The 21,761-nt window shown below is 60.6% G+C and carries 17 protein-coding genes; 11 read left to right on the forward strand and 6 right to left on the reverse strand.

Annotated elements, in window-relative coordinates; translation table 11 throughout:
* Positions 1 to 23: 23 nt before the first annotated feature.
* Positions 24 to 2,459, forward strand: a complete 2,436-nt coding sequence (gene gyrB, locus EV561_RS14240) for a DNA topoisomerase (ATP-hydrolyzing) subunit B (protein WP_132522497.1) — start codon at positions 24 to 26, stop codon at positions 2,457 to 2,459.
* A gap of 81 nt (positions 2,460 to 2,540) precedes the next feature.
* Here gyrB and EV561_RS14245 read toward each other — a convergent pair whose 3' ends face one another.
* Both EV561_RS14245 and EV561_RS14250 read right to left on the reverse strand, forming a co-directional pair.
* Positions 2,541 to 3,140, reverse strand: coding sequence for a nitroreductase family protein (locus EV561_RS14245; protein ID WP_132522499.1), 600 nt, complete (start codon positions 3,138 to 3,140; stop codon positions 2,541 to 2,543).
* Positions 3,141 to 3,231: 91 nt separating this feature from the next.
* Entirely contained in the window at positions 3,232 to 3,519 is a 288-nt protein-coding gene (locus EV561_RS14250) for a DUF2218 domain-containing protein (RefSeq protein WP_132522501.1), read from the reverse strand.
* A gap of 176 nt (positions 3,520 to 3,695) precedes the next feature.
* Between EV561_RS14250 and EV561_RS14255 the strand changes: the two genes are divergently transcribed.
* From EV561_RS14255 to EV561_RS14300, 10 genes are all read left to right on the forward strand, one after another.
* Positions 3,696 to 4,649, forward strand: a complete 954-nt coding sequence (locus EV561_RS14255) for a glutathione S-transferase family protein (RefSeq protein ID WP_132522503.1) — start codon at positions 3,696 to 3,698, stop codon at positions 4,647 to 4,649.
* 229 nt (positions 4,650 to 4,878) lie between these two features.
* On the forward strand, positions 4,879 to 5,721 hold the full coding sequence (locus EV561_RS14260; protein ID WP_132522505.1) for a fumarylacetoacetate hydrolase family protein: 843 nt from the start codon (positions 4,879 to 4,881) through the stop codon (positions 5,719 to 5,721).
* Between the two features lie 203 nt (positions 5,722 to 5,924).
* Positions 5,925 to 7,199 carry a polyhydroxyalkanoate depolymerase gene (phaZ, locus tag EV561_RS14265; protein WP_132522507.1) on the forward strand — a complete coding sequence of 425 codons (1,275 nt, stop codon included), beginning with the start codon at positions 5,925 to 5,927 and terminating at the stop codon, positions 7,197 to 7,199.
* Between the two features lie 157 nt (positions 7,200 to 7,356).
* Positions 7,357 to 7,800: a DUF2852 domain-containing protein gene (locus tag EV561_RS14270; RefSeq protein ID WP_132522509.1), complete on the forward strand. Its 444-nt coding sequence runs from the start codon at positions 7,357 to 7,359 to the stop codon at positions 7,798 to 7,800.
* 101 nt (positions 7,801 to 7,901) lie between these two features.
* Positions 7,902 to 8,663 carry a SprT family zinc-dependent metalloprotease gene (locus EV561_RS14275; protein WP_132522511.1) on the forward strand — a complete coding sequence of 254 codons (762 nt, stop codon included), beginning with the start codon at positions 7,902 to 7,904 and terminating at the stop codon, positions 8,661 to 8,663.
* Between the two features lie 80 nt (positions 8,664 to 8,743).
* A complete protein-coding gene (locus EV561_RS14280; RefSeq protein WP_132522513.1) occupies positions 8,744 to 9,412 on the forward strand; it encodes a phosphoribosylanthranilate isomerase in 669 nt (222 codons plus the stop codon).
* A gap of 2 nt (positions 9,413 to 9,414) precedes the next feature.
* Positions 9,415 to 10,635 (forward strand): tryptophan synthase subunit beta, encoded by a 1,221-nt coding sequence (trpB, locus tag EV561_RS14285; RefSeq protein ID WP_132522515.1) that lies wholly within the window; start codon positions 9,415 to 9,417, stop codon positions 10,633 to 10,635.
* A 1-nt stretch (position 10,636) separates the two neighbouring features.
* Positions 10,637 to 11,476: a tryptophan synthase subunit alpha gene (gene trpA, locus EV561_RS14290; RefSeq protein WP_132522517.1), complete on the forward strand. Its 840-nt coding sequence runs from the start codon at positions 10,637 to 10,639 to the stop codon at positions 11,474 to 11,476.
* 39 nt (positions 11,477 to 11,515) lie between these two features.
* Positions 11,516 to 12,421, forward strand: coding sequence for an acetyl-CoA carboxylase, carboxyltransferase subunit beta (gene accD / locus EV561_RS14295; RefSeq protein ID WP_132522519.1), 906 nt, complete (start codon positions 11,516 to 11,518; stop codon positions 12,419 to 12,421).
* A gap of 47 nt (positions 12,422 to 12,468) precedes the next feature.
* On the forward strand, positions 12,469 to 13,812 hold the full coding sequence (locus EV561_RS14300) for a folylpolyglutamate synthase/dihydrofolate synthase family protein (protein ID WP_132522521.1): 1,344 nt from the start codon (positions 12,469 to 12,471) through the stop codon (positions 13,810 to 13,812).
* Positions 13,813 to 13,878: 66 nt separating this feature from the next.
* Here EV561_RS14300 and trxA read toward each other — a convergent pair whose 3' ends face one another.
* The 4 genes from trxA to EV561_RS14320 form a co-directional block, all read right to left on the reverse strand.
* Positions 13,879 to 14,199: a thioredoxin gene (gene trxA / locus EV561_RS14305; protein WP_132522523.1), complete on the reverse strand. Its 321-nt coding sequence runs from the start codon at positions 14,197 to 14,199 to the stop codon at positions 13,879 to 13,881.
* 74 nt (positions 14,200 to 14,273) lie between these two features.
* Positions 14,274 to 17,825, reverse strand: a complete 3,552-nt coding sequence (gene addA / locus EV561_RS14310) for a double-strand break repair helicase AddA (protein WP_132522525.1) — start codon at positions 17,823 to 17,825, stop codon at positions 14,274 to 14,276.
* Positions 17,818 to 21,018 carry a double-strand break repair protein AddB gene (gene addB, locus EV561_RS14315; RefSeq protein ID WP_132522527.1) on the reverse strand — a complete coding sequence of 1,067 codons (3,201 nt, stop codon included), beginning with the start codon at positions 21,016 to 21,018 and terminating at the stop codon, positions 17,818 to 17,820. The genes addA and addB overlap by 8 nt, the downstream gene beginning before the upstream one ends.
* Before the next feature lie 3 nt (positions 21,019 to 21,021).
* Positions 21,022 to 21,753: a nucleotidyltransferase family protein gene (locus EV561_RS14320; protein ID WP_132522529.1), complete on the reverse strand. Its 732-nt coding sequence runs from the start codon at positions 21,751 to 21,753 to the stop codon at positions 21,022 to 21,024.
* Positions 21,754 to 21,761: the final 8 nt, after the last annotated feature.

The following is a 21,761-nucleotide window of genomic DNA, read 5'->3' on the forward strand; positions in this document are numbered from 1 at the left end:
ACACTGGAAAGACCTCAAGACATATGACCGATACGCCCGCGACCGAAAACGCCGCAAGCACCGAATATGGCGCAGATTCCATCAAGGTTCTCAAGGGCCTTGATGCCGTGCGCAAGCGTCCAGGCATGTATATCGGCGATACCGATGACGGCTCCGGCCTTCATCACATGGTCTATGAGGTCGTCGACAACGCCATCGATGAGGCGCTAGGGGGCCACGCGGATATCGTCACCGTGACGCTCAATCCTGATGGCTCGGTGACCGTGACCGACAATGGCCGCGGCATCCCGACCGACATCCACACCGGCGAAGGCGTTTCCGCAGCCGAGGTCATCATGACCCAGCTCCATGCCGGCGGTAAATTTGACCAGAATTCCTACAAGGTATCAGGCGGTCTCCACGGCGTCGGCGTCTCTGTCGTCAATGCGCTTTCCGTCTGGCTGAAGCTCAAGATCCGCCGTGCTGGCAAGATCCACGAGATGAGCTTTACCCATGGCGTCGCCGATGCGCCGTTGAAGGCGACTGGCGAGGCTGGGGCTGAAACCGGCACCGAAGTCAGCTTCATGCCGAGCACTGAAACCTTCACCATGACGGAGTTCGACTACGGAACGCTGGAGCATCGCCTGCGCGAACTTGCCTTCCTGAATTCCGGCGTGCGCATCCTTTTGACCGACAAGCGCCATTCCGACGTCAAGCAGGAAGAGATGCTCTATGACGGCGGCCTGGAAGCCTTCGTTTCCTATCTCGACCGCGCCAAGAAGCCGCTGGTCGACAAGCCGGTCTCCATCCGCGGCGAGAAGGACGGCATCACCGTCGAGGTCGCCATGTGGTGGAACGACAGCTACCACGAAAACGTCCTCTGCTTTACGAACAACATCCCACAGCGCGACGGCGGCACGCATATGGCCGGTTTCCGCGCAGCACTGACGCGTCAGATCACCTCCTATGCCGACACTTCGGGTATTACCAAGAGGGAAAAGGTCCAGCTGACGGGCGACGATTGTCGCGAAGGCCTGACGGCTGTCCTCTCGGTCAAGGTGCCGGATCCGAAGTTCTCCTCGCAGACCAAGGATAAGCTGGTCTCGTCGGAAGTGCGACCTGTTGTCGAAAGCCTCGTCAACGAAGCGCTCAGCCATTGGCTGGAAGAGCATCCGTCGGAAGCGAAAGTTCTCGTCGGCAAGGTAGTCGAAGCAGCCGCCGCTCGCGAAGCCGCCCGCAAGGCTCGTGAATTGACACGCCGCAAGGGCGCCCTCGATATCGCCTCGCTGCCCGGCAAGCTTGCCGACTGCTCGGAACGCGATCCGGCCAAATCCGAAGTCTTCCTCGTCGAGGGCGATTCGGCTGGTGGCTCGGCAAAGCAGGGGCGCTCTCGCGAAAATCAGGCGATCCTGCCGCTACGCGGCAAGATCCTGAACGTCGAACGCGCACGCTTCGACAAGATGCTTTCGAGCCAGGAAATCGGCACGCTGATCACTGCGCTCGGCACCGGCATCGGCAAGGACGAGTTCAACGCCGATAAGCTGCGCTACCACAAGATCATCATCATGACGGACGCCGACGTCGACGGCGCGCATATCCGTACCCTGCTGCTCACCTTCTTCTTCCGGCAGATGCCCGACCTGATCGAGCGCGGCCACCTCTATATCGCCCAGCCGCCGCTCTACAAGGTAACGCGCGGCAAGTCGGTGCAATATGTGAAGGACGAGAAGGCGCTCGAAGACTATCTGATCGGTCAGGGGCTGGATGATGCCAGCCTTCGGCTCGGCAGCGGAGAGGTCCGTGCAGGACAGGATCTGCGCGAAGTCATCGTCGACGCCTTGCGCCTGCGCGCGCTGCTCGACAATCTCCATTCGCGCTATAATCGGGCCGTCGTTGAACAGGCCGCGATTGCCGGCGGGCTGAATGCCGAGCTGGTCAGCGATCGGACACGGGCGGAAACGGTTGCCGCCGAGGTTGCCAAGCGTCTCGACATTATTGCCGAGGAAACCGAGCGCGGCTGGGAAGGCAACCTTACCAGCGAGGGCGGATTGCGCTTCGAGCGCATGGTTCGCGGCGTCAAGGAAGTGATCGTTCTCGACATGGCGCTGATCGGTTCGTCCGATGCGCGTCATATCGACCAGCTCGGTTCGAGATTGAAGGATATCTACGACATTCCGCCGGTCCTCGTTCGCCGAGACGGCGAAACGGAGATTTCCGGCCCCCGCAGCCTTCTCGATTCAATTTTTGCAGCGGGTCGTAAGGGTCTGTCCATGCAGCGCTACAAAGGCCTTGGCGAAATGAATGCCGAGCAGCTCTGGGAAACGACGCTCGATCCGAACGTTCGCTCGCTCCTGCAGGTCAAGGTCAGTGATGCGACGGACGCGGATGGGCTTTTCGCGCGCCTGATGGGTGATGAGGTCGAGCCTCGCCGCGAGTTCATTCAGGAGAACGCCCTGAGCGTCGCAAATCTCGACATCTGATCCAGAGATCAAGCTCACGAAAAAGGCCCGCCGATCAAGCATCGAGCGGGCCTTTTCTTTTGATCGAGTATTTGTCGTGGCTTACTTGGCGACGAAGGTTCCGTTGAAGGCGAGTTCGGACAGCGGCTTGCGCTGGCTCGGAACTTCGCGCTCGCGCAGCTTCTCCGATAGCTGGTTCTTGTCGCCTACCTTGCCGATAGCGATGGCAGCCTCGACCCGGTAACCATCTGGAACGCCCAGCATCTCGTTGGCCTTGTCCGCATGGAAACCGGTCATGCCATGAGCCTCGTAACCCATGAGATGAGCCTGCAGCGCCAGGAAGCCCCATGACGTGCCGGCGTCGAAGGAGTGGCTGTAGCTGGGCTTCTGCTCCGAGGAGCCAAGTTCACCGGTGTGCGTGCGCGAAATGACGAAGAGCAGCGCTGCTGCCGACTTTACCCAGCCCTGATTGAATTCGACGAGAACGCCGAAGAGCTTGTCCCAATGCTCAGACCCCCGCAGCGCGTAGAGATAGCGCCACGGCTGAAGGTTCGAAGCCGAAGGTGCCCAATGGGCGGCTTCAAGCATGGTCAACAGATCGGATTCGGGCATCGTCTCGTTGGTGAAGGCTCTCGGTGACCAGCGGTCGAGAAACATCGTGTCGATCGGATAGGAGGATTCGCGTGTATTGCTAGTGGTCATCGGGGCACTTTCTGCGTGGAAGGGCGGCAATGAACCTTTCTTCGGTTCGATGCTCGCAATTGGGATTGGCAGCCCCGACTTATAACGCGCGTTATTGCCGCGTCCAGATGATCTCCAGCTCCTCTCGGAAGGCAAACCTCTTCAAATGATCGGCGACCACATTCTGCATCCGTTCGAGATCGTTTTCCGCAGCGACGTTTAGGACCATATGCAATTTGGAGGGATCGGCCGTGAACTCGACATTTGCGTTGTCGCTGAAGGGGACCTTGCCGGATTTTTCGTCGAATTCGACCGTAAAGCGGTGGCTCCAATGCTTGCAGAGCTGCTGGAGGTAACGGCTGCCATGCTCCGTTTTGACATCAGCTGTTGAGGTATACATGTCATCTCCAATACATGACTAAACGAGAAAGGTTTTATCCTTAAACCTCGCGGACAGTTTGGCAAGTCTTGCCCGATCACCCACCGAAGACAGTCTGTTTCAACAATATGTGATTAATATAATTGGGAAATTCGGTATCCTTACAAGAAAGGATACCGCTCATTGGAGATAAGTCGTTGCTGGTAAATGGAAAATGGACGGAAGATTGGCAGCCGGTTCAGGCCAAGGATGAAAAGGGTGGCTTCGTCCGCCAGACGTCGAGCTTTCGCAATTGGGTCACGCCAGACGGCCGCCCGGGTCCGACCGGCGAAGGCGGTTTCAAGGCGGAAGCAGGCCGCTATCATCTCTATGTCGCGCTGATCTGTCCCTGGGCATCCAGAACCTTGATCGGCCGCAAGCTGAAGGGCCTCGATGAGGCGATCTCGGTTTCGATTGTCGAGCCGTCCCTATCGAAACAGGGATGGCGCTTCGGCGATTATCCGGGCTCCACGTCAGATACGGTCAACAGCGCCACCTATATGCACGAGATCTATACAAAGGCGGACCCGACATTCACCGGCCGTGCGACCGTGCCCGTTCTCTGGGACAAGAAGGCCGCCACGATCGTCAACAACGAGTCGTCAGATATTCTGCGGATGATGAGCGGAGGATTTGGCGATCTGGCACGGAACGAGATCGATCTTTACCCGGCCGATAGACGGGCGGATATCGACGCCTTCAATGATCGCATATACCCGGCATTGAACAACGGCGTTTACCGTACCGGCTTCGCGACCACCCAGATCGCTTACGAAGAAGCCTTCAACGATGTCTTTACTTGCCTCGATTGGGTCGAGGGCGAACTCGAAGGCAAGAGGTTCCTGTTTGCAGACCATCCGACGGAAAGCGATATCCGCCTTTTCGTGACGCTTATCCGTTTCGACGTGGCCTACCATGGCCTGTTCAAATGCAATCTCCGGCGGGTTTCGGACTATGCCAATCTCGGCATGTTCTGCCGCCGCATGATGGATTGGCCCGGCATCGCGGAAACGGTAAACTTCGATCACATCAAGCACGGCTATTATTCGATCGAGTCGCTCAACCCGACGCGGATCGTCCCGCTTGGCCCGGCCCTGGAGGAATTGTTCTAAGCCAAGGCGAGATTGCATGTGGGATATCCTTATTTGTTTTCCGGATATCCCACCGCTTTGCTGACCCTTGAGTTTTCGATCCCTTTGGAACAGCAGTTGTTCTTCTCAAACAAGCAAAATTGGCTTTCGGGCAAAGCCAATTAATGAGAAAATCGATTGGTGACACAGGTAAATAATTCGTTCATATATGGCGAAACCATTTGCATGAGGAAGCAAGGAAGGGATTATCATGAAGTTGATGCGTGTAGGTGAGACCGGCAAGGAAAAGCCGGCGCTTCTCGACAAGGATGGCAAGATCCGCGATCTGTCTGCGCATGTCGCAGATATTGGCGGTGAGGCGATTTCGCCGGCAGGCCTTGCAAAGATTGCCGCGCTTGATCCGGCCACTCTGCCCGAGCTTGCGTCCGGGCGCATCGGCGCTTGTGTCGCCGGCACCGGCAAGTTCATCTGCATCGGTCTCAACTTTTCCGACCACGCCGCCGAAACCGGCGCCACCGTGCCGCCCGAGCCGATCATCTTCATGAAGGCCAACTCCGCCATCGTTGGCCCGAATGACAACGTTCTGATCCCGCGCGGTTCGGAAAAGACCGACTGGGAAGTTGAACTCGGCGTCGTCATCGGCAAGACCGCAAAATATGTCAGCGAAGCCGATGCGCTGGATTATGTTGCCGGCTATTGCGTTTCCCACGACGTCTCCGAGCGCGCCTTCCAGACGGAGCGTTCCGGACAGTGGACCAAGGGCAAGTCTTGCGACACCTTCGGCCCGATCGGGCCGTGGCTGGTCACCAAGGATGAGGTCGCCGACCCGCAAAACCTCGGCATGTGGCTGAAGGTGAACGGTAAGACGATGCAGGACGGCTCGACCAAGACGATGGTCTATGGCGCTGCCTTCCTGGTTTCCTATCTCAGCCAGTTCATGTCGCTTCACCCGGGCGATGTCATCTCGACAGGCACGCCTCCCGGCGTCGGCATGGGCATGAAGCCGCCGCAGTATCTGAAGCCGGGCGACGTCGTCGAACTCGGCATCGAAGGGCTGGGTGCGCAGCGCCAGACCTTCCAGGCGGACAATTAAGCCTATTTGCTAGGCGGAACCTTAAGATTTCTGGGCAATTATGATGCCGGAGAGCAATTCTCCGGCATTTTTCGTTGTTCAGCCCCATATATTATGTTGCTATGCAGCAGAAATTGTTCGTCTGATATTATGTGTTTAAAGGATCAGATCACGACTGCCTGGAAGCCGCGATCGTTTCAGCCCCCTGAGAGGTAATGCTTCCGATGTTCTACCAGCTTTATGAATTGAACCACGCCGCTATGGCCCCTTTTCGGGTCGCCGCCGACATGATGCGGCTCGCCTATGAAAACCCGTTCAACCCCCTGTCCGATACGGCCTTTGGCCGAACCATCACTGCCAGCCTTGAAGTCTTCGAGCGCACCACCCGTCGTTACGGGAAACCGGCATTCGGCCTCAAGGAAACGGTAATCGATGGCAAGAAGGCGTCTGTGCACGAGAAGATCGTCTGGAAAAAGCCCTTCTGCAATCTCATCCACTTCGAGCGCAGCCTTCCCGCCGGCCATGGTGACGACCAGCGCATCCTGATCGTTGCGCCGATGTCCGGTCACTACGCCACGCTTCTGCGGGGGACGGTGGAGGCCCTGCTGCCGAGCGCCGATATTTACATCACCGACTGGATCGATGCCCGCATGGTGTCGATGACGGAAGGCACCTTCGATCTCGACGACTATATCGATTACGTCATCGAGATGCTGCACCACCTCGGTCCCAATACCCATGTCGTCGCCGTCTGTCAGCCGGCGGTGCCGGTGCTCGCCGCTGCCGCAGTCATGGAAGCGGCGCGCGATCCGTTGTCGCCTTCGTCCATGACCTTGATGGGCGGGCCGATCGACACGCGCATCAATCCGACGGCTGTCAACCAGCTTGCCAAGGAACGGCCGCTGGAATGGTTTGCCGACAATGTCATCATGAACGTGCCCTGGCCTCAGCCGGGCTTCCTGCGGCCGGTCTATCCTGGCTTCCTGCAGCTTTCCGGCTTCATGTCGATGAATCTCGATCGGCACATGATCGCCCACAAGGATTTCTTCATGCACCTCGTCAAGAACGACGGGGAACCCGAAAAGCACCGCGATTTCTACGATGAATATCTCGCCGTCATGGACCTGACGGCCGAGTTCTATCTGCAGACGGTCGACCAGGTCTTCATGAAGCATGCCTTGCCGAAGGGCGAACTGATGCATCGCGGCCAGCGCGTCGATCCGACCGCAATCCGCAATGTCGCGCTGCTGACCGTCGAAGGCGAGAACGACGACATCTCGGGCGTCGGCCAGACAAAGGCCGCGCAGACCATCTGCACCAACATCCCGGAAGACATGCGCATGCATTATCTGCAGCCGGATGTCGGTCACTATGGTGTTTTCAACGGTTCGCGCTTTAGACGCGAGATCGCTCCGCGCATTGTCGCCTTCACCCGCGAGCATTCTCGAGCCGGCAAACCGGTCGTGAAACGGGTGATAAAGGGCGGAAAATCGACCTGAAATGCGCCCTATATTTAGGCGTCGCTGAATTAGATGATATGATTCAAGAGGTTGTCGGATTTGACCTCGGATCATATTGAAGGTCGGGGTTGCGGTAACCACATCGATTTGAGCGGTTCGGCATCAGGCCGTCCGCTCAAAGCGAGGATACCTCACGATGAACCAGTCAGCATTGCTTCGCCCGGATTGGACTCCGGCTACCATTGCCCTGATGATTCTCGGCTTCGTGGTCTTTTGGCCTCTGGGTCTCGCCATGCTAGCCTACATTCTCTTCGGCGAACGCCTGAGAGGATGGAAGAGAGACGTCAATCAGGCTGCCGACGGAATGTTTGCCGGCTGCCGCCGGTCGCATGGCCGTTACCGCTCGCAGTTCGGCACGGGCAACGTCGCATTCGACGATTGGCGCAAGGCCGAACTTGACCGCCTCGAGGAAGAGCGCCGCAAGCTCGACGAGATGCGCGCCGACTTCGACAACTACGTCCGCGAGCTTCGCCGGGCGAAGGACCAGGAAGAATTCGATCGCTTCATGCGCGAGCGGAACAACCGCAACAGCGTGAAACGCGACGACAACGGGCCGGCTCCGGAATTCCAGACTCCGTAACGGTCCATGAATCCCGGAATCAAGTTCTGAACAATCGACCGGCATCCCGCGATGCCGGTTTTTTGTGCCGGAAATCCCGACGAATCATATAAAACGAGGCCATGTTTCCGCTTCTGTCAAAAGCCCGCCGATCGACCAGGCAGCCACCTGCGCCGGAGACGCGTACCCTTGATGTGGCAGGACGCCAGATGCCCCTAACCATCCGTCAGCACGAAAGGGCGACGCGTATAACCCTACGCATCGAACCGGGTGGCCGCGGGCTGAAGATGACGATACCGCGCGGCCTTGCAGCGCGAGAAATCAATGCTTTCCTCGATCGTCATCAGGGTTGGCTGCTGACGAAGCTGGCCAAGTTTTCCTCCGAGACTGTCCTTGAGCCGGGCGGGGAAATTCTCCTGCGTGGCGTCAAGCACCGTATCGAGCACACCGGCACCCTGCGCGGCTTGACCGAAGCCGTGCTCGTCGACGGCAGGCATGTCCTTAGGGTCAGCGGCATGCCCGAACATGCTGGCCGCCGTATCGCGACCTTTCTGAAGAAGGAAGGTCGTTTGGATATGGAACGGCTGGTTGCCATTCATGCCGGCAGGATTGGAGCGAAAGTCGCATCGATCAGCATGAAGGATACACGCAGCCGCTGGGGTTCGTGCTCGACGGACGCAAATCTGAGCTTTTCCTGGCGCATCGTCATGGCGCCGCCGATGGTGATCGATTATCTCGCCGCCCACGAAGTCGCCCATCTCAAGGAGATGAACCACGGCCCGCACTTCTGGGCGCTTTGCCGCAAGCTCTGCCCGCATATGGACGAAGCCAAGGCTTGGCTGAAGCGCCACGGCAGCCAACTGCACGCGATCGACTTCGATTGAGTTACGCTTGAAGCCGTTGAAATGAGCGCATCGTTGCGTTTTGGCTCGACTCTTTCGCAATTTCATGTCACTTCGCAGCCATGAAACCCGATGTAAAAATCTGTGGCGTGAAGACGCCGGAAGCAATCGATCGCGCGCTGAAGCGCGGCGCGACCCATATCGGTTTTAACTTTTTCGCGAAGAGCCCCCGCTATGTCGAGCCGGATCTTGCCGGCAGGCTTGCCGAGCCGGTCCGCGGCAAAGCGAAGATCGTTGCCGTGACGGTCAATCCGACGAATGACGAACTCGACGAGATCGCGGAGCTCCTTCACCCGGATATTCTTCAATTGCACGGCGACGAGAGCCCTGAACGTGTTCTGACCATAAAGGCGGTTTACGGTCTGCAGGTGATCAAGGCGCTTCCGGTGCGGACCGCGGATGATCTGAAGCGCGTCGAGGCCTATATTGGCATCGCCGACCGTTTCCTGTTCGACGCCAAGCCGCCCAAGGATTCCGAACTGCCGGGCGGCAACGGCGTATCCTTCGATTGGGGCCTGCTCAGCTGGCTCGACGGCAACGTCGATTACATGCTGTCCGGCGGGTTGAACAAGAATAATGTCGGCGACGCCATTCGTCTGACCGGCGCGCGCGGTGTCGACACGGCTTCGGGCGTCGAAAGCGCGCCCGGAGTGAAGAGCGTCGAGATGATCGACGAGTTTTTCGATGCGGTCGAAACCGCCTGCCAGCCTGAAATTGCATCAGGGAGTTAAGAGTGAACGAGACGCCAAAACCGAATTCCTTCCGCGCCGGCCCCGATGAGGATGGCCGCTTTGGCATTTATGGCGGACGTTTCGTCGCCGAAACGCTGATGCCGCTGATCCTCGATCTGCAGGCGGAATGGGACAAGGCAAAGAACGATCCGGCTTTCCAGGCCGAATTGAAGTCCCTGGGTGCGCATTATATCGGCCGCCCAAGCCCGCTTTATTTTGCAGAACGCCTGACTCAGCATCTCGGCGGCGCGAAGATCTATTTCAAGCGCGAAGAGCTGAACCACACGGGCTCGCACAAGATCAACAATTGCATCGGCCAGATCCTGCTCGCCAAGCGCATGGGCAAGACCCGCATCATCGCCGAAACCGGCGCTGGCCAGCATGGCGTTGCATCGGCAACCGTCGCAGCCCGCTTCGGCTTCCCCTGCGTGGTCTACATGGGCGCGACCGATGTCGAGCGCCAGGCGCCGAACGTCTTCCGCATGAAGCTCCTCGGCGCCGAGGTAAGGCCGGTTACTGCCGGCCACGGCACGCTGAAGGATGCCATGAACGAGGCGCTGCGTGACTGGGTCACCAATGTCGACGACACCTATTACCTGATCGGCACCGCCGCCGGCCCGCATCCCTATCCGGAAATGGTTCGCGATTTCCAAGCCGTCATCGGCACCGAAGCCAAGCAGCAGATGCTGGAAGCTGAAGGCCGTCTGCCTGATCTCGTCGTTGCTGCCGTCGGCGGCGGCTCGAATGCCATCGGCATCTTCCATCCCTTCCTCGACGATGCCGGCGTAAAGATCGTCGGCGTTGAGGCAGGCGGCAAGGGCCTGCAGGGCGACGAACATTGCGCCTCCATCACGGCCGGCTCGCCGGGCGTGCTGCATGGCAACCGTACCTACCTGCTGCAGGACGGCGATGGCCAGATCAAGGAAGGCCACTCGATTTCGGCCGGCCTCGACTATCCCGGCATCGGCCCGGAGCACTCCTGGCTGAACGATATCGGCCGCGCCGAATATGTTCCGATCATGGACCACGAAGCGCTCGAGGCCTTCCAGACCTTGACGAAGCTCGAAGGCATCATCCCGGCGCTGGAGCCCAGCCATGCCCTGGCCGAGGTCATCAAGCGCGCTCCCAAGATGGGCAAGGACGAAATCATCCTGATGAATCTCTCCGGTCGCGGCGACAAGGACATCTTCACCGTCGGCAAGATTCTGGGAATGGGGCTCTGATATGACTGCACGTATGGACAAACGTTTCGCTGACCTGAAAGCGGAAGGCCGCCCGGCGCTCGTCACTTACTTCATGGGCGGAGACCCGGATTACGAAACGTCGCTCGGTATCATGAAGGCGCTTCCGGAAGCCGGTGCCGACATTATCGAGCTCGGCATGCCCTTTTCCGATCCGATGGCTGATGGCCCTGCAATCCAGATGGCCGGCCAGCGCGCGCTGAAAGGCGGCCAGACGCTGAAGAAGACGCTCCAGCTTGCAGCCGATTTCCGCAAGACGGACAGCGACACGCCGATCGTGATGATGGGCTACTACAATCCGATCTACATTTACGGCGTCGAAAAGTTTCTCGACGATGCGATCGCTGCCGGCATCGATGGCCTGATCGTTGTCGACCTGCCGCCGGAAATGGATGACGAACTCTGCATCCCCGCGATCCGCAAGGGCATCAACTTCATTCGCTTGGCGACTCCGACCACCGACGACAAGCGCCTGCCGGCCGTTTTGAAGAACACCTCGGGCTTCGTCTATTATGTCTCGATGAACGGCATTACCGGTTCGGCTTTGCCGGATCCGTCGCTGGTCTCCGGCGCGGTCAAGCGTATCAAGGATCATACCGACCTGCCGATCTGCGTCGGCTTCGGCGTCAAGACCGCGGAGCATGCCAAGCTCATTGGCGGCGCGGCCGATGGCGTCGTCGTCGGCACCGCAATCGTCAACCAGATTGCCACAAGCCTCACCAAGGACGGCAAGGCGACATCAGATACCGTCCAGGCCGTGGCCACACTCGTGCGGGGTCTCTCCACAGGAACCCGCTCGGCACGCCTTGTTGCTGCCGAATAGTGTCCCCACATTGGCGTCAGTCAATCAGGAGTATTCGATTTGAACTGGATCACCAACTACGTTCGCCCGCGGATCAATTCCATGCTGGGCCGTCGCGAAGTGCCGGAGAATCTCTGGATCAAGTGCCCTGAGACCGGTGAAATGGTCTTCCACAAGGACCTGGAAGACAACAAGTGGGTCATTCCCGCTTCCGGCTTTCATATGAAGATGCCGGCCAAGGCGCGTCTGGCGGATCTGTTCGACGGCGGCGAATTCGAATCGCTGCCGCAGCCGAAGGTCGCGCAGGACCCGTTGAAATTCCGCGATTCGAAGAAATATGCCGATCGCCTGCGCGATAACCGTCTCAAGTCCGAGCAGGAAGACACGATTCTTGCCGGTGTCGGCAAGGTTCGTGGGCTGAAGCTGGTTGCCGTCGTGCACGAGTTCAATTTCATGGGCGGCTCGCTCGGCATTGCTGCCGGCGAAGCGATCGTGAAGGCTTTCGAGCGCGCCATTGCCGAAAAATGCCCGCTCGTCATGTTCCCGGCCTCAGGCGGCGCCCGCATGCAGGAAGGCATCCTCTCGCTGATGCAGCTGCCGCGCACGACCGTTGCCGTGGACATGCTGAAGGAAGCAGGCCAGCCCTATATCGTCGTGCTGACAAACCCGACGACCGGTGGCGTCACCGCGTCCTACGCCATGCTGGGCGATGTGCATCTGGCTGAACCCGGTGCGGAAATCTGCTTTGCCGGCAAGCGCGTCATCGAGCAGACCATTCGCGAAAAGCTGCCGGAAGGCTTCCAGACCTCTGAATACCTGCTGGAACATGGCATGGTTGACATGGTCGTCAAGCGTCATGATATTCCTGATACGCTCGCGAGATTGCTCAAGATTCTGACGAAGAAGCCGGCCAATATCTCCGTCAAGGAAACCGGCGCTGCAATGGCTATCGCCGCAAGCGCCTGATCGACGTTGAACTGAAGGCCTGAGGGCGGGGGTGCTGGATGATTCCAATGAGCCATTCCGTTACGAGCGAGGCGGAGCGCGAGATCGACAAGCTCTTGGCTCTGCATCCCAAGGGCTTCGATCTGTCGCTGGATCGGATTACGCGCCTGCTGGGAGTCCTCGGCAACCCACATAAGAGGCTTCCGCCGGTTATCCACGTTGCCGGCACCAACGGCAAGGGCTCGGTCACGGCCTTTTGCCGGGCATTGCTTGAGGCCGCCGGCCTCAGCGTTCATGTCCATACCTCGCCGCATCTCGTCAACTGGCACGAGCGCTATCGCATGGGCGTCCAGGGCGGCCGTGGCCAGCTTGTTGACGACGCGACATTTGCCGACGCCCTCCGGCGCGTCGCGGAAGCGAATGCCGGCCAGAAGATCACCGTGTTCGAAATCCTGACGGCCGTGACTTTCCTGCTGTTTTCGGAACACCCGGCCGATGCCGCGATCATCGAAGTCGGCCTCGGCGGCCGGTTCGACGCCACGAATGTCATCTCTGACCCAGCCGTTTCGGTCATCATGCCGATTTCGCTCGATCATCAGGCCTATCTTGGCGATCGTGTCGAGCTGATCGCTGCCGAAAAGGCCGGCATCATGAAGCGCGGCCAGCCCGTCGTCATCGGCCATCAGGAATATGATGCGGCCCTCGACGTCCTGTTGTCGACCGCCGAACGGCTACATTGCCCGACGGCCGCTTTCGGCCAGGATTTCATGGCGCATGAGGAATATGGACGGCTGGTCTATCAGGACGAGTTCGGCCTTGCCGACCTGCCGCTGCCGCGCCTTCCCGGTCGCCATCAATATGCCAACGCCGCAGCTGCAATCCGCGCCGTGAAGGCAGCGGGCTTCACCGTCACCGAAGCGATGATGGAAAAGGCGATGACCTCGGTAGAATGGCCGGGACGCCTGCAGCGCCTGACCGAAGGCAATCTGATGGCCTATGCACCCGAGGGCGCTGAGATCTGGGTAGACGGCGGTCACAATCCCGGCGCCGGCGAGGTGATCGCGGAGGCGATGGCCGGATTTGAGGAGCGCCAGTCCCGGCCGCTCTTCCTGATTATCGGAATGATCAACACCAAGGATCCCGTCGGCTATTTCAAGGCCTTCGCCGGCTTGGCTGAAAAGGTTTATTGCGTGCCGATCCGTCATAGCGATGCGATGATCGACCCGGTCATCCTGGCCAATGCGGCTTACGATGCAGGGCTCGTTGCCGAACCCATGTCGACGGTTGCCGAGGCGCTGGAAGCAATCAAGCAGGCGGTCGTTCCGGAAAAGCCCGCGCCGCGAATCCTGATGGGCGGCTCGCTTTATCTGGTCGGCGATGTCCTAGCCGACAACGGCACGCCGCCGAAATAACGAAATCCCGTACAAATGAAAAAGCCCGGCAATGCCGGGCTTTCCCAATTAAAGAGATCGATACCCTTAGGAAGCGTTCGAAATCCAGTTCGAAAGCGCAGTCTTCGGAGCAGCGCCAACCTTGATGTCGGCAACTTCGCCGGCCTTGAAGAGTGCGAGCGTCGGGATCGAACGAACGCCGAACTGGGCAGCCAGTTCCGGGTTTTCGTCGATGTTGAGCTTGGCAACCTTCACCTTGCCCTGCATTTCAACGGCGATTTCTTCGAGGCTCGGAGCGATCATCTTGCACGGACCACACCATTCAGCCCAGAAATCGACAACGACGGGCTCTGCAGATTCCAGAACTTCAGACTTGAAGTTGGAGGTATCGACTTTCACGGTAGCCATAGGCTGCTCCTTTAGCGAATTTGCTGTTGCACCTTATGTGATGAGCCGGTGCCTGATTTTCAATATTCGATATTTCACTTTGTTTTGAGCTGCACAAGCGCCGATGCGAGCGCGGTTTCGCTCAAGCGATGGATCGAGGCATTCTCCGTATAGACGAGCAGGCAATCGATCTGCTTTCCCGGATAAAGCGGCTTCAGGATCTCGCGATAGATGGCGAGCTGCGCCTGATGCGCAAAGGGGATCGCCTCCGGATTGCTAGGTGGCACGCGATTCGTCTTGTAATCGAGGATGATGACGCGATCGTCGAGAACGGCAAGGCGGTCTATCCGTCCCGAGACGGCAAATCGCTGATCACCAAGCGTGAGAGTCCCCATGATCGAGACTTCCGCCTGGCCATGGGCGCTAAGAACACTCAGCAGATCCGGATTGGAAAGCAGCCGCATGATGGAAGTGACCAGCACCTCGCGTTCCGCCTCCGGCCAATAACGCGCCGCCCGCTCGGCATAGCGCCCGGCTGCGTCGGCGCGATCAACCGGCGGAATGTCAGGCAATGTCTGCAACATCCGGTGGATCAGGCGGCCTTTTTCGAGCGACCTGTCGCTTTTTCCCTTCTCGCCGAAAAGCGGCGAGGTAACGAGCAGGTCGTCTGCCTCTTCATCGATGATCGTTCCGGCACCCGAAGGGCTGAGCGGCCGCGGCAGATGCCGTTGCGCCGGCAGCGGGCGCCCGAGCTCGAGGGGCAGGGATTGGCGTTGCTCGGACGCTTCGGTCCTCTCCGCGCGATCGACCGGCCGGCTTACCTGCTGCACCCGCCAGCTCAACCCTTCCCACTCGCCATCGGGGCCGGAAAATGCGGCCGGGGCGCAATGCTCCTCATCCGCCCGCATGGCGGCCGAAATCATCTGATGCCACGTGCCGGCATTCTCGCGAACGCCGCGATAGCCGCAGACCACCAGCCTGTCCGCGGCACGGGTCATGCCCACATAGAGCAGCCGACGATATTCCTCCTCCGCCAGCGACTGGATGCGCGCGGCATCCGCCTGGGTCAGCGAGTTCGCCAGTGCGCTGACCGGAACCCAGACCGGAATGGATTCCCGGCCGTCATTGGTGTCGATCAGCCGCAGCTTCGGCAGATGGGTGTGGGTGAAGGCCTTGCCGCCGCCGTCGACGAGGAAGACGATCGGCGCCTCCAGGCCTTTCGAAGCATGGACGGTCATGATCCGCACTTCGTTGCGGCCCTTGTCCTGCTCGCGTTTGACAACGGGCGCTTCCAGCTCCAGCGTCGAAACGAAGGATTGCAGCCCCGGCAACCCGTTGGTCTCATGCTCCAGCGTAAAAGTCAGGAATTCATCGAGGATATCGCTGACCTCGGTGCCGAGCCGGGCGAGGAACTGCCGCCGCCCGCCGAGGCTGCCGAGCACGCGGGCGTAGAAATCATGCACCGAGCAGTTTTTCGAAAGCGCCATGAAGGTCTTCATGCGCTCGACGGCGGCGGCGTATCGCGCCTGTCCATCGGCTGCAAAGGCCTGAAGATGGCCCCAGACACTCTGGTTTTCGCCACGAAGCGCTGCGATCGCGAAGATATCGTCCTCGTTGAGGTCGAAGAGCGGGCTTTTCAGGAGGGCGGCAAGCGAAAGATCGTCTTCCGGCAACAACAGGAAGCGGCCTAGCGCGAGAAGGTCCTGGATGGCGATATGGCTCGTCAGCACCAGTCGGTCGGCGCCGGCGACGGGAATATTGCCCCGCTTCTTCAGTGCCCGTGTCAGCGCGTTCACGAAGGCATCGCGCTTGCGCACCAGCACCAGGACATCGCCCGCCTCGACGGGACGTTCCTTGCCCTTTTCGATGATCGTCTCGTGCCCGACAAGTTCACCGATCCTATGGGCGATGCGCCGCGCGAGGATCGCGGCCGGTGCGCTCTCGGGCGTGGCGTCGAAAGGCGCCGTCCAGTCGTCTTCCCTCGCCATCGGCTCAGGCGCGATCATGTCCCACAGGTCAACGGCGCCAGGATGGCCGATACGGCTTGAGCGATGGACGACGGCCTCGCCGACGGCGCTGAGGCCGCGGGCATTGTCGGGAAGCGCAAACACCCGGTCGACCACGGAAAGCACGTCCGCCGTCGAGCGGAAGGACAGCGGCAGGCGGATCGGCGAAAAGGCCTGGCCGCCGGCCATCACGCGCCGCCGCGTCCGGCTGCTTTCCTCGGAAAACCGCTCGGGCCGCGCGCCCTGGAAGGAATAAATGGACTGCTTTTCATCGCCAACGGCAAAGATCGTTCTGAGGGCAGGGCGCGTGCTTTCGCCGGCAAAGAAATCCTCGGCCAGCGACTGGATGACGCTCCACTGGATCGGGCTCGTATCCTGCGCCTCGTCGACGAGGATGTGGTCGATGCCCTGATCGAGCTTGTAATGGATCCAGGGGCCGACGCCGCTTTTCGTCAGAAGATCGGCCGTGCGAGTGATCAGGTCCTCGAAGTCGAGCTGGCTGCGCTGCTTCTTCAGATCTTCGTAGTCGAGGTTCAGCCGGTCTGCCAGGACAAGCGCAGCATGGGTGGCGCTGTACATCCGCATCAGCTTCAGCCGGTCGCGGCAGGCGACGATATGGGACCTTACGGCATCGATCGCGGCCACCAGCTCCGGTGCCGCTGTCGCCATTGCCTTGGCGACGAGCGAACTGTCCGCCTTCGGCTCGCCCTTGCCCGTCAGGAACAGCTTTTCCAGAAGCGCTGCCCGCTCACCTGCGTCCCCATCGCGTTTTGCGAGGCGGAGCCCATAAGCGATCTCCTGCACTTTTACGCCGCCCTTCTGGTCGGCAAGCGCAAGATAGGTTTCGAGCACGCCGCCGGAAAGGCCGGGCAGGGGCCAATATTGTTCCGCAATGCCGGCTTCAGTGTCGTTGGCGGAGAGCCCAAGCCTCTGGCGCAGCGCCGCATCGACGCCGCCCTCTTGCGCCGCTGCCAGGGTAAACCGGCGGATGGCATTGCGATTGGCAACTATGTCGCCAAGCAGGTTGTCGAGGCCGGCTTCGTCACCGAGATCGAGCACATAGGCGAAAGCCTCGGCAAGATCGGCATCGCCCTCGGGCGTCGTCGCCGTCAGCAGTGAGCGGCGAGCGTCCGCAAGTAAGGTTGCAGCCGCCCGGTCGTCGAGAACGGAGAAGTGACCGGCGACATTCGCCTCCAGCGGAAATTGATGCAGTAGCGCTTCGCAGAAGGCGTGGATCGTCTGGATTTTCAACCCACCCGGCGTTTCCAGCGCCTTGGCGAAAAGCCGGCGCGCTTCGGCCAGCTTGAAAAGATCAGGCTCTTCGCCTTCGATATCGGCAATTCTCTTCCGCAGGCTCTCGTCAGGCAGCGTCGCCCAGTCGGCGAGGCGTTCGAAGACACGGTTGGACATCTCAGACGCCGCCGCCTTGGTATAGGTCAAGCAAAGAATGGCGGAGGGCCGGGCGCCGGCGAGCAGCAGCCGGATGACGCGCTGCGTCAACACATGCGTCTTGCCGGATCCGGCATTGGCCGAAACCCAGGCGGAGCGCAGCGGATCGGAGGCGATCGATTGCTGGATGGTCGTCCAGTTGATCCAGGTGCCGGGATCGTCGCCTTCAGGCAGGGATGCGAATTCACTCATCGCCGGCTGCCTCCTCGGTCTCCGCGGTCGACCATTCCGAAACGCGGGCCAGATGATCGTAATCGCCGCCGAAATCGAATTGCTGCGCAGGGATCAGGCGGGAGGTGAAGCCCCTTTCTCCCGATTGCAGCAACGAAACGAATTTGACGAGCTGGTCGATCGCGTCCTCGGCAAGATCGATAGCCGACTTCGGTTTTGTCTTGGCAGTGGCGCTTGCCAGCTCGTTGTTGACCTGATCGACCTGGAAGCGTTCGCCGGGACGCAGCCGGACATAGAGCAGGTTGTCGGGCAAAAGGCCGGTTGCTTCACGAAACGCGCCTGCCTGAAGCGCATAGGCCTCGAGTGCAAGCTGCGGATCGAGCAAGGCGCGCGCCTGCGTCGGCGAGGGATTGGAGCCGGTCTTATAGTCGACGATATCGGCGGCATTGCCACCCTTTACGTCAATCCGGTCCGCGATGCCTGTCAGTTTGATGCCGATCGGTTCGATATCGACACCGCCCCGAGCTTCGGTAAAGGTCTTGCGGATATACGGTCGCCGTTCAGCTTCCCATTTCAGGAAAGCGCGCGCCACCTCGCGGAAGCGCGGGCGCCAGACGCTGTCGATATGGGGCGGCAACCGCTCGTCATCGAAGAGGTCGGCGATGATTCTCTCCATGGCCGCAGATCCCGCCGGCGTGCCCGCAATATGCCCGCCGCTGACGAACCGCTCGATGATCGCATGGTAGAGCGTGCCGCGCTCGGCAGCGCCGGGGTCGCGGTTGAAGGGCTCGATCGGGTCGAGCTTGAGCACCCGCCGCGCATAGATCGCATAGGGGTCGCGACGCAGGCGGCCGACTTCGCTGAAGGAATAGCTCCTCGGCTGCAGTGTCGCCGGCGGCTTGGGTGTCGGACGCTGCGCCGGCGCCTGGTTGTCGCCCTCGTCGATCATCCCAGCCCAATGCCGAAAGCGGTCGCCGTGCGCCTTCAACTCCGCCTGAAAGTCCTTGCCGCCCAGCGCCATCAGCCGCTGCAGCCAGCGGGAGGCGACGGTCGGCGTGGACCCCTGTCGGAGCGAGCGGGAATAGATGAGATCGCGCGTGCCATTCGCCATCTCGAAGTCATGGGCGAGCTGGCCGATGCGCCGCTCCGGCGGCTCCAGCCCTATGTCGGTTTTCATCGTTCGCGAGATGAACGGATTGTTGGATGTCTGCCCCGGCCAGGAGCCTTCGTTCAGGCCACCGAGGATGAGCGTGTCGACGCTCTGCAGACGGGCTTCGAGCGTGCCGAAGATGAAGACGCGCGGATGGCTGAGCGAGCGGGGTTTCACCGCCTGGCCGGCCGACAGAGCGGCTGTGATGTCGATCCATTGCGGTCCATCGGCTTCCAGCTGGTCGTCGGCATCGATGACTTCGCGCAGAAGGCTCGCCAGCGTATCGCCCGCCTCACCAGACCAGAGCGCCGCAAGGTTTCCGCGTTCATCCGTCGCGATCGCCTCCAGCGCGCGTCCCGTCCGTTCGGCCCATTCGGATAGAGCAAAACTGCTGGTCAGGCCGCGGTCGCCGGGCCGATGCCGGACGAGCGCCGATGCTAGCGGTTCCGTTGCCGCGGTCACACGGCGCGCCAGATCCCGTGCCTGATCGATGGCCTTCAGCGGCAGGCTCTTCAGCCATTTCGGCGCGTGCCGATCGTCGGCCCCTTCAAGCAGTTGCTCCTCCAGCAACGGTTCCAGCGCAGCGATATCGACTTCCGCCACGCCGCCGCGCAACGCCAGCAACTCCAATGCATCGATGGCAGGGTCCAGGCTGGCGCGATCGAGGCCGAAGCGAGCCAGGGGGTGCTTGAGCAGCGAAACGAGCGCGACGGGATCGCCCGGGCGAAGGGTCGCCTCCAAGAGAAGCTGCAGCAAGCCACCCTGCGGCGTTGCCGCCAAGGGCGTACCGGCGGAATCGTCGGCAGTGATGCCGAAGCGCGCGAGTTCGGAGGCGACGCGACGCGCCAGATTGCGATCTGGCGTGATCAGCGCTGCCTGGCTCTCGCCATTTCGCCCCGGTTTTTCCAAGGCGAGCCGCAAGGCGATCGCAATCGCGGTCGCTTCCTCTCGCTCGTTGGCCGCCTCGATGAGAGAGACATTCGCGAAGGCCTGGGTCAGCGCGCCTTCAGGCAGGGTCCGGTGCCATTCGCCCCAGCCGCTCGTCGCTTTGGCCGGAGCCAGCGCATGGGAAAGGATTTCCGCCCGTCGTTGCAGGATAGGTCCGGCGTCCTCGACGGTGCCGACATCCTGCCGCGTCGCACCCAGCCGCTTCAAAAGCAGCGCAAGCCCGTATTGCGGATGGGTGCGAGCCGCAGGGTCCGCGCGTTCGCCGGGGCGCAAATCCGGCGCCACAAGCGTCCAGTCCTCGTCCGACATGGTTCCGTCGAGTCCCGGCAGCACGATGACACCTTCCGGCAGGGAGGCGACGGCGGCGATCAGATCGGCGGTTGCGGGAACCGATCCCGTCGAACCGGCAATGATGATCGGCCCGCTATGCTCCATGCTCGCCAGACGTTCGGCCTCGGCGCGCAGGATGGCGTTGCGATGGCGGGCGGGCGAGGAGCGGCCGAGCTCTTCCAGGCGCGCCGGCCAGAAGGCGCTGGCGATCTGCAGGAATTCCGCGGTCAGCTGCCACCAAAGCGCATGATCCCGCGCATCGAGCTTGGCAAGCTCGTCCCAGTTTCGATCTTCCGTCTCGATGGAATCGATCAGTTCGGCCAGGTTGCGCGCGAGCCATATGGCGTCTGCCGGGCTCGCCGGCGCGACCAGCGGCGAGTCGGAATGTATGTCGCGAACGATCTGCGGCAGCTTGTTACGCCAGGCAAGGATCAGTCGCGCCAGCTCCAGCAACCGCACCGTGTTCGACAACGGTTGCGCGAGATCGAGCGTTGCCGGCAGCGCTTCGTCGAAATAGCCGCTGTCGTCATCCGTTTCCCCCAGCGGGCGGATGACGGGAAGAATGGCTGCTCGGCCGCCCAGGAGATCGACGAATTCGGATCGCAGCACGCGAACGGCGCGGCGCGTCGGCAGGAAGATTGTCACCTTGGCCAGCGACAACGGATCGGCCGGGTCGTGCTTGTAGCTTTCGATCAGCCGGCCGTCGCACAGCGCGGTTGCCAGCGTCTTCAGGAAGGGGAGGCCCGCCGGAATGGTGAGGATTCGCTGGCGATGGCCGGTAGCCATGGCTTAGACCAGTTCCTGGAAGCGCTGGATCGTCGCCTCGGCATCGCTGATCGCTTCGGGTGTCCCGACCGTCAGCCAATGTCCGTCCATCATCATTCCGTACAGGCGACCGCGGGTAATCGCCTTGTCGAAATAGATATTGAGGTTGAAGGCATCGGCAGGCGCATCATCGAGGAAGGACGTGTCCATCGCAATCGCGCCGGCATAGACAACGGGCGAGGGATCGTGCTCGCGGAACCGCGTCAACCGGCCATCCTTCGCCATGCCGAAATCGTTCTTGCCGTTGTGGCCTGTCGTGTTATCGATATCGACGCAGAGCATCGCCATGTCCATACCTGCTGGATCGAAGAATCCGGCTAACCGTTGCAGGTTGGTCGGCATGCCGGGCTTTTCGCCGACCCAGAAGAGGTCGGCATTCATGACGAAAACCTTTCCCGCATCAAGCAGCTTCAAGCCCTTGGCCAGTCCGCCGCCATTGTTCATCAGCGCTTCCCGCTCGTCGGAAATGATGATCTCCAGCCGCTTGTAGGCCTCGAGATGGGCAAGCATCTGGTCAGCGTGATGGTGCACGTTGACGACCGCCTTTTCGACGCCGGCATCAGCCAGCGTGTCCAGCGCATAGTCGATCATCGGCTTGCCGGCGATTTTCACCAATGGCTTCGGTATCGTATTGGTGATCGGCCGCATGCGGGTTCCGAGACCCGCTGCCAGCACCATGGCTTGTTTAATGGTCATCTGATCCG

This window comes from Rhizobium sp. BK376 (assembly GCF_004341625.1).
In the GTDB taxonomy this organism is placed as follows: domain Bacteria; phylum Pseudomonadota; class Alphaproteobacteria; order Rhizobiales; family Rhizobiaceae; genus Rhizobium.

What these genes read in the sequence shown, in the direction of transcription:
- gyrB (WP_132522497.1), top strand. Translation starts at nt 24, where the DNA reads ATGACCGATACGCCCGCGACCGAAAACGCCGCAAGCACCGAATATGGC.
- EV561_RS14245 (WP_132522499.1), bottom strand. Translation starts at nt 3,140, where the DNA reads ATGACCACTAGCAATACACGCGAATCCTCCTATCCGATCGACACGATG.
- EV561_RS14250 (WP_132522501.1), bottom strand. Translation starts at nt 3,519, where the DNA reads ATGTATACCTCAACAGCTGATGTCAAAACGGAGCATGGCAGCCGTTAC.
- EV561_RS14260 (WP_132522505.1), top strand. Translation starts at nt 4,879, where the DNA reads ATGAAGTTGATGCGTGTAGGTGAGACCGGCAAGGAAAAGCCGGCGCTT.
- phaZ (WP_132522507.1), top strand. Translation starts at nt 5,925, where the DNA reads ATGTTCTACCAGCTTTATGAATTGAACCACGCCGCTATGGCCCCTTTT.
- EV561_RS14270 (WP_132522509.1), top strand. Translation starts at nt 7,357, where the DNA reads ATGAACCAGTCAGCATTGCTTCGCCCGGATTGGACTCCGGCTACCATT.
- EV561_RS14275 (WP_132522511.1), top strand. Translation starts at nt 7,902, where the DNA reads ATGTTTCCGCTTCTGTCAAAAGCCCGCCGATCGACCAGGCAGCCACCT.
- EV561_RS14280 (WP_132522513.1), top strand. Translation starts at nt 8,744, where the DNA reads ATGAAACCCGATGTAAAAATCTGTGGCGTGAAGACGCCGGAAGCAATC.
- trpA (WP_132522517.1), top strand. Translation starts at nt 10,637, where the DNA reads ATGACTGCACGTATGGACAAACGTTTCGCTGACCTGAAAGCGGAAGGC.
- EV561_RS14300 (WP_132522521.1), top strand. Translation starts at nt 12,469, where the DNA reads ATGAGCCATTCCGTTACGAGCGAGGCGGAGCGCGAGATCGACAAGCTC.
- trxA (WP_132522523.1), bottom strand. Translation starts at nt 14,199, where the DNA reads ATGGCTACCGTGAAAGTCGATACCTCCAACTTCAAGTCTGAAGTTCTG.
- addA (WP_132522525.1), bottom strand. Translation starts at nt 17,825, where the DNA reads ATGAGTGAATTCGCATCCCTGCCTGAAGGCGACGATCCCGGCACCTGG.
- addB (WP_132522527.1), bottom strand. Translation starts at nt 21,018, where the DNA reads ATGGCTACCGGCCATCGCCAGCGAATCCTCACCATTCCGGCGGGCCTC.
- EV561_RS14320 (WP_132522529.1), bottom strand. Translation starts at nt 21,753, where the DNA reads ATGACCATTAAACAAGCCATGGTGCTGGCAGCGGGTCTCGGAACCCGC.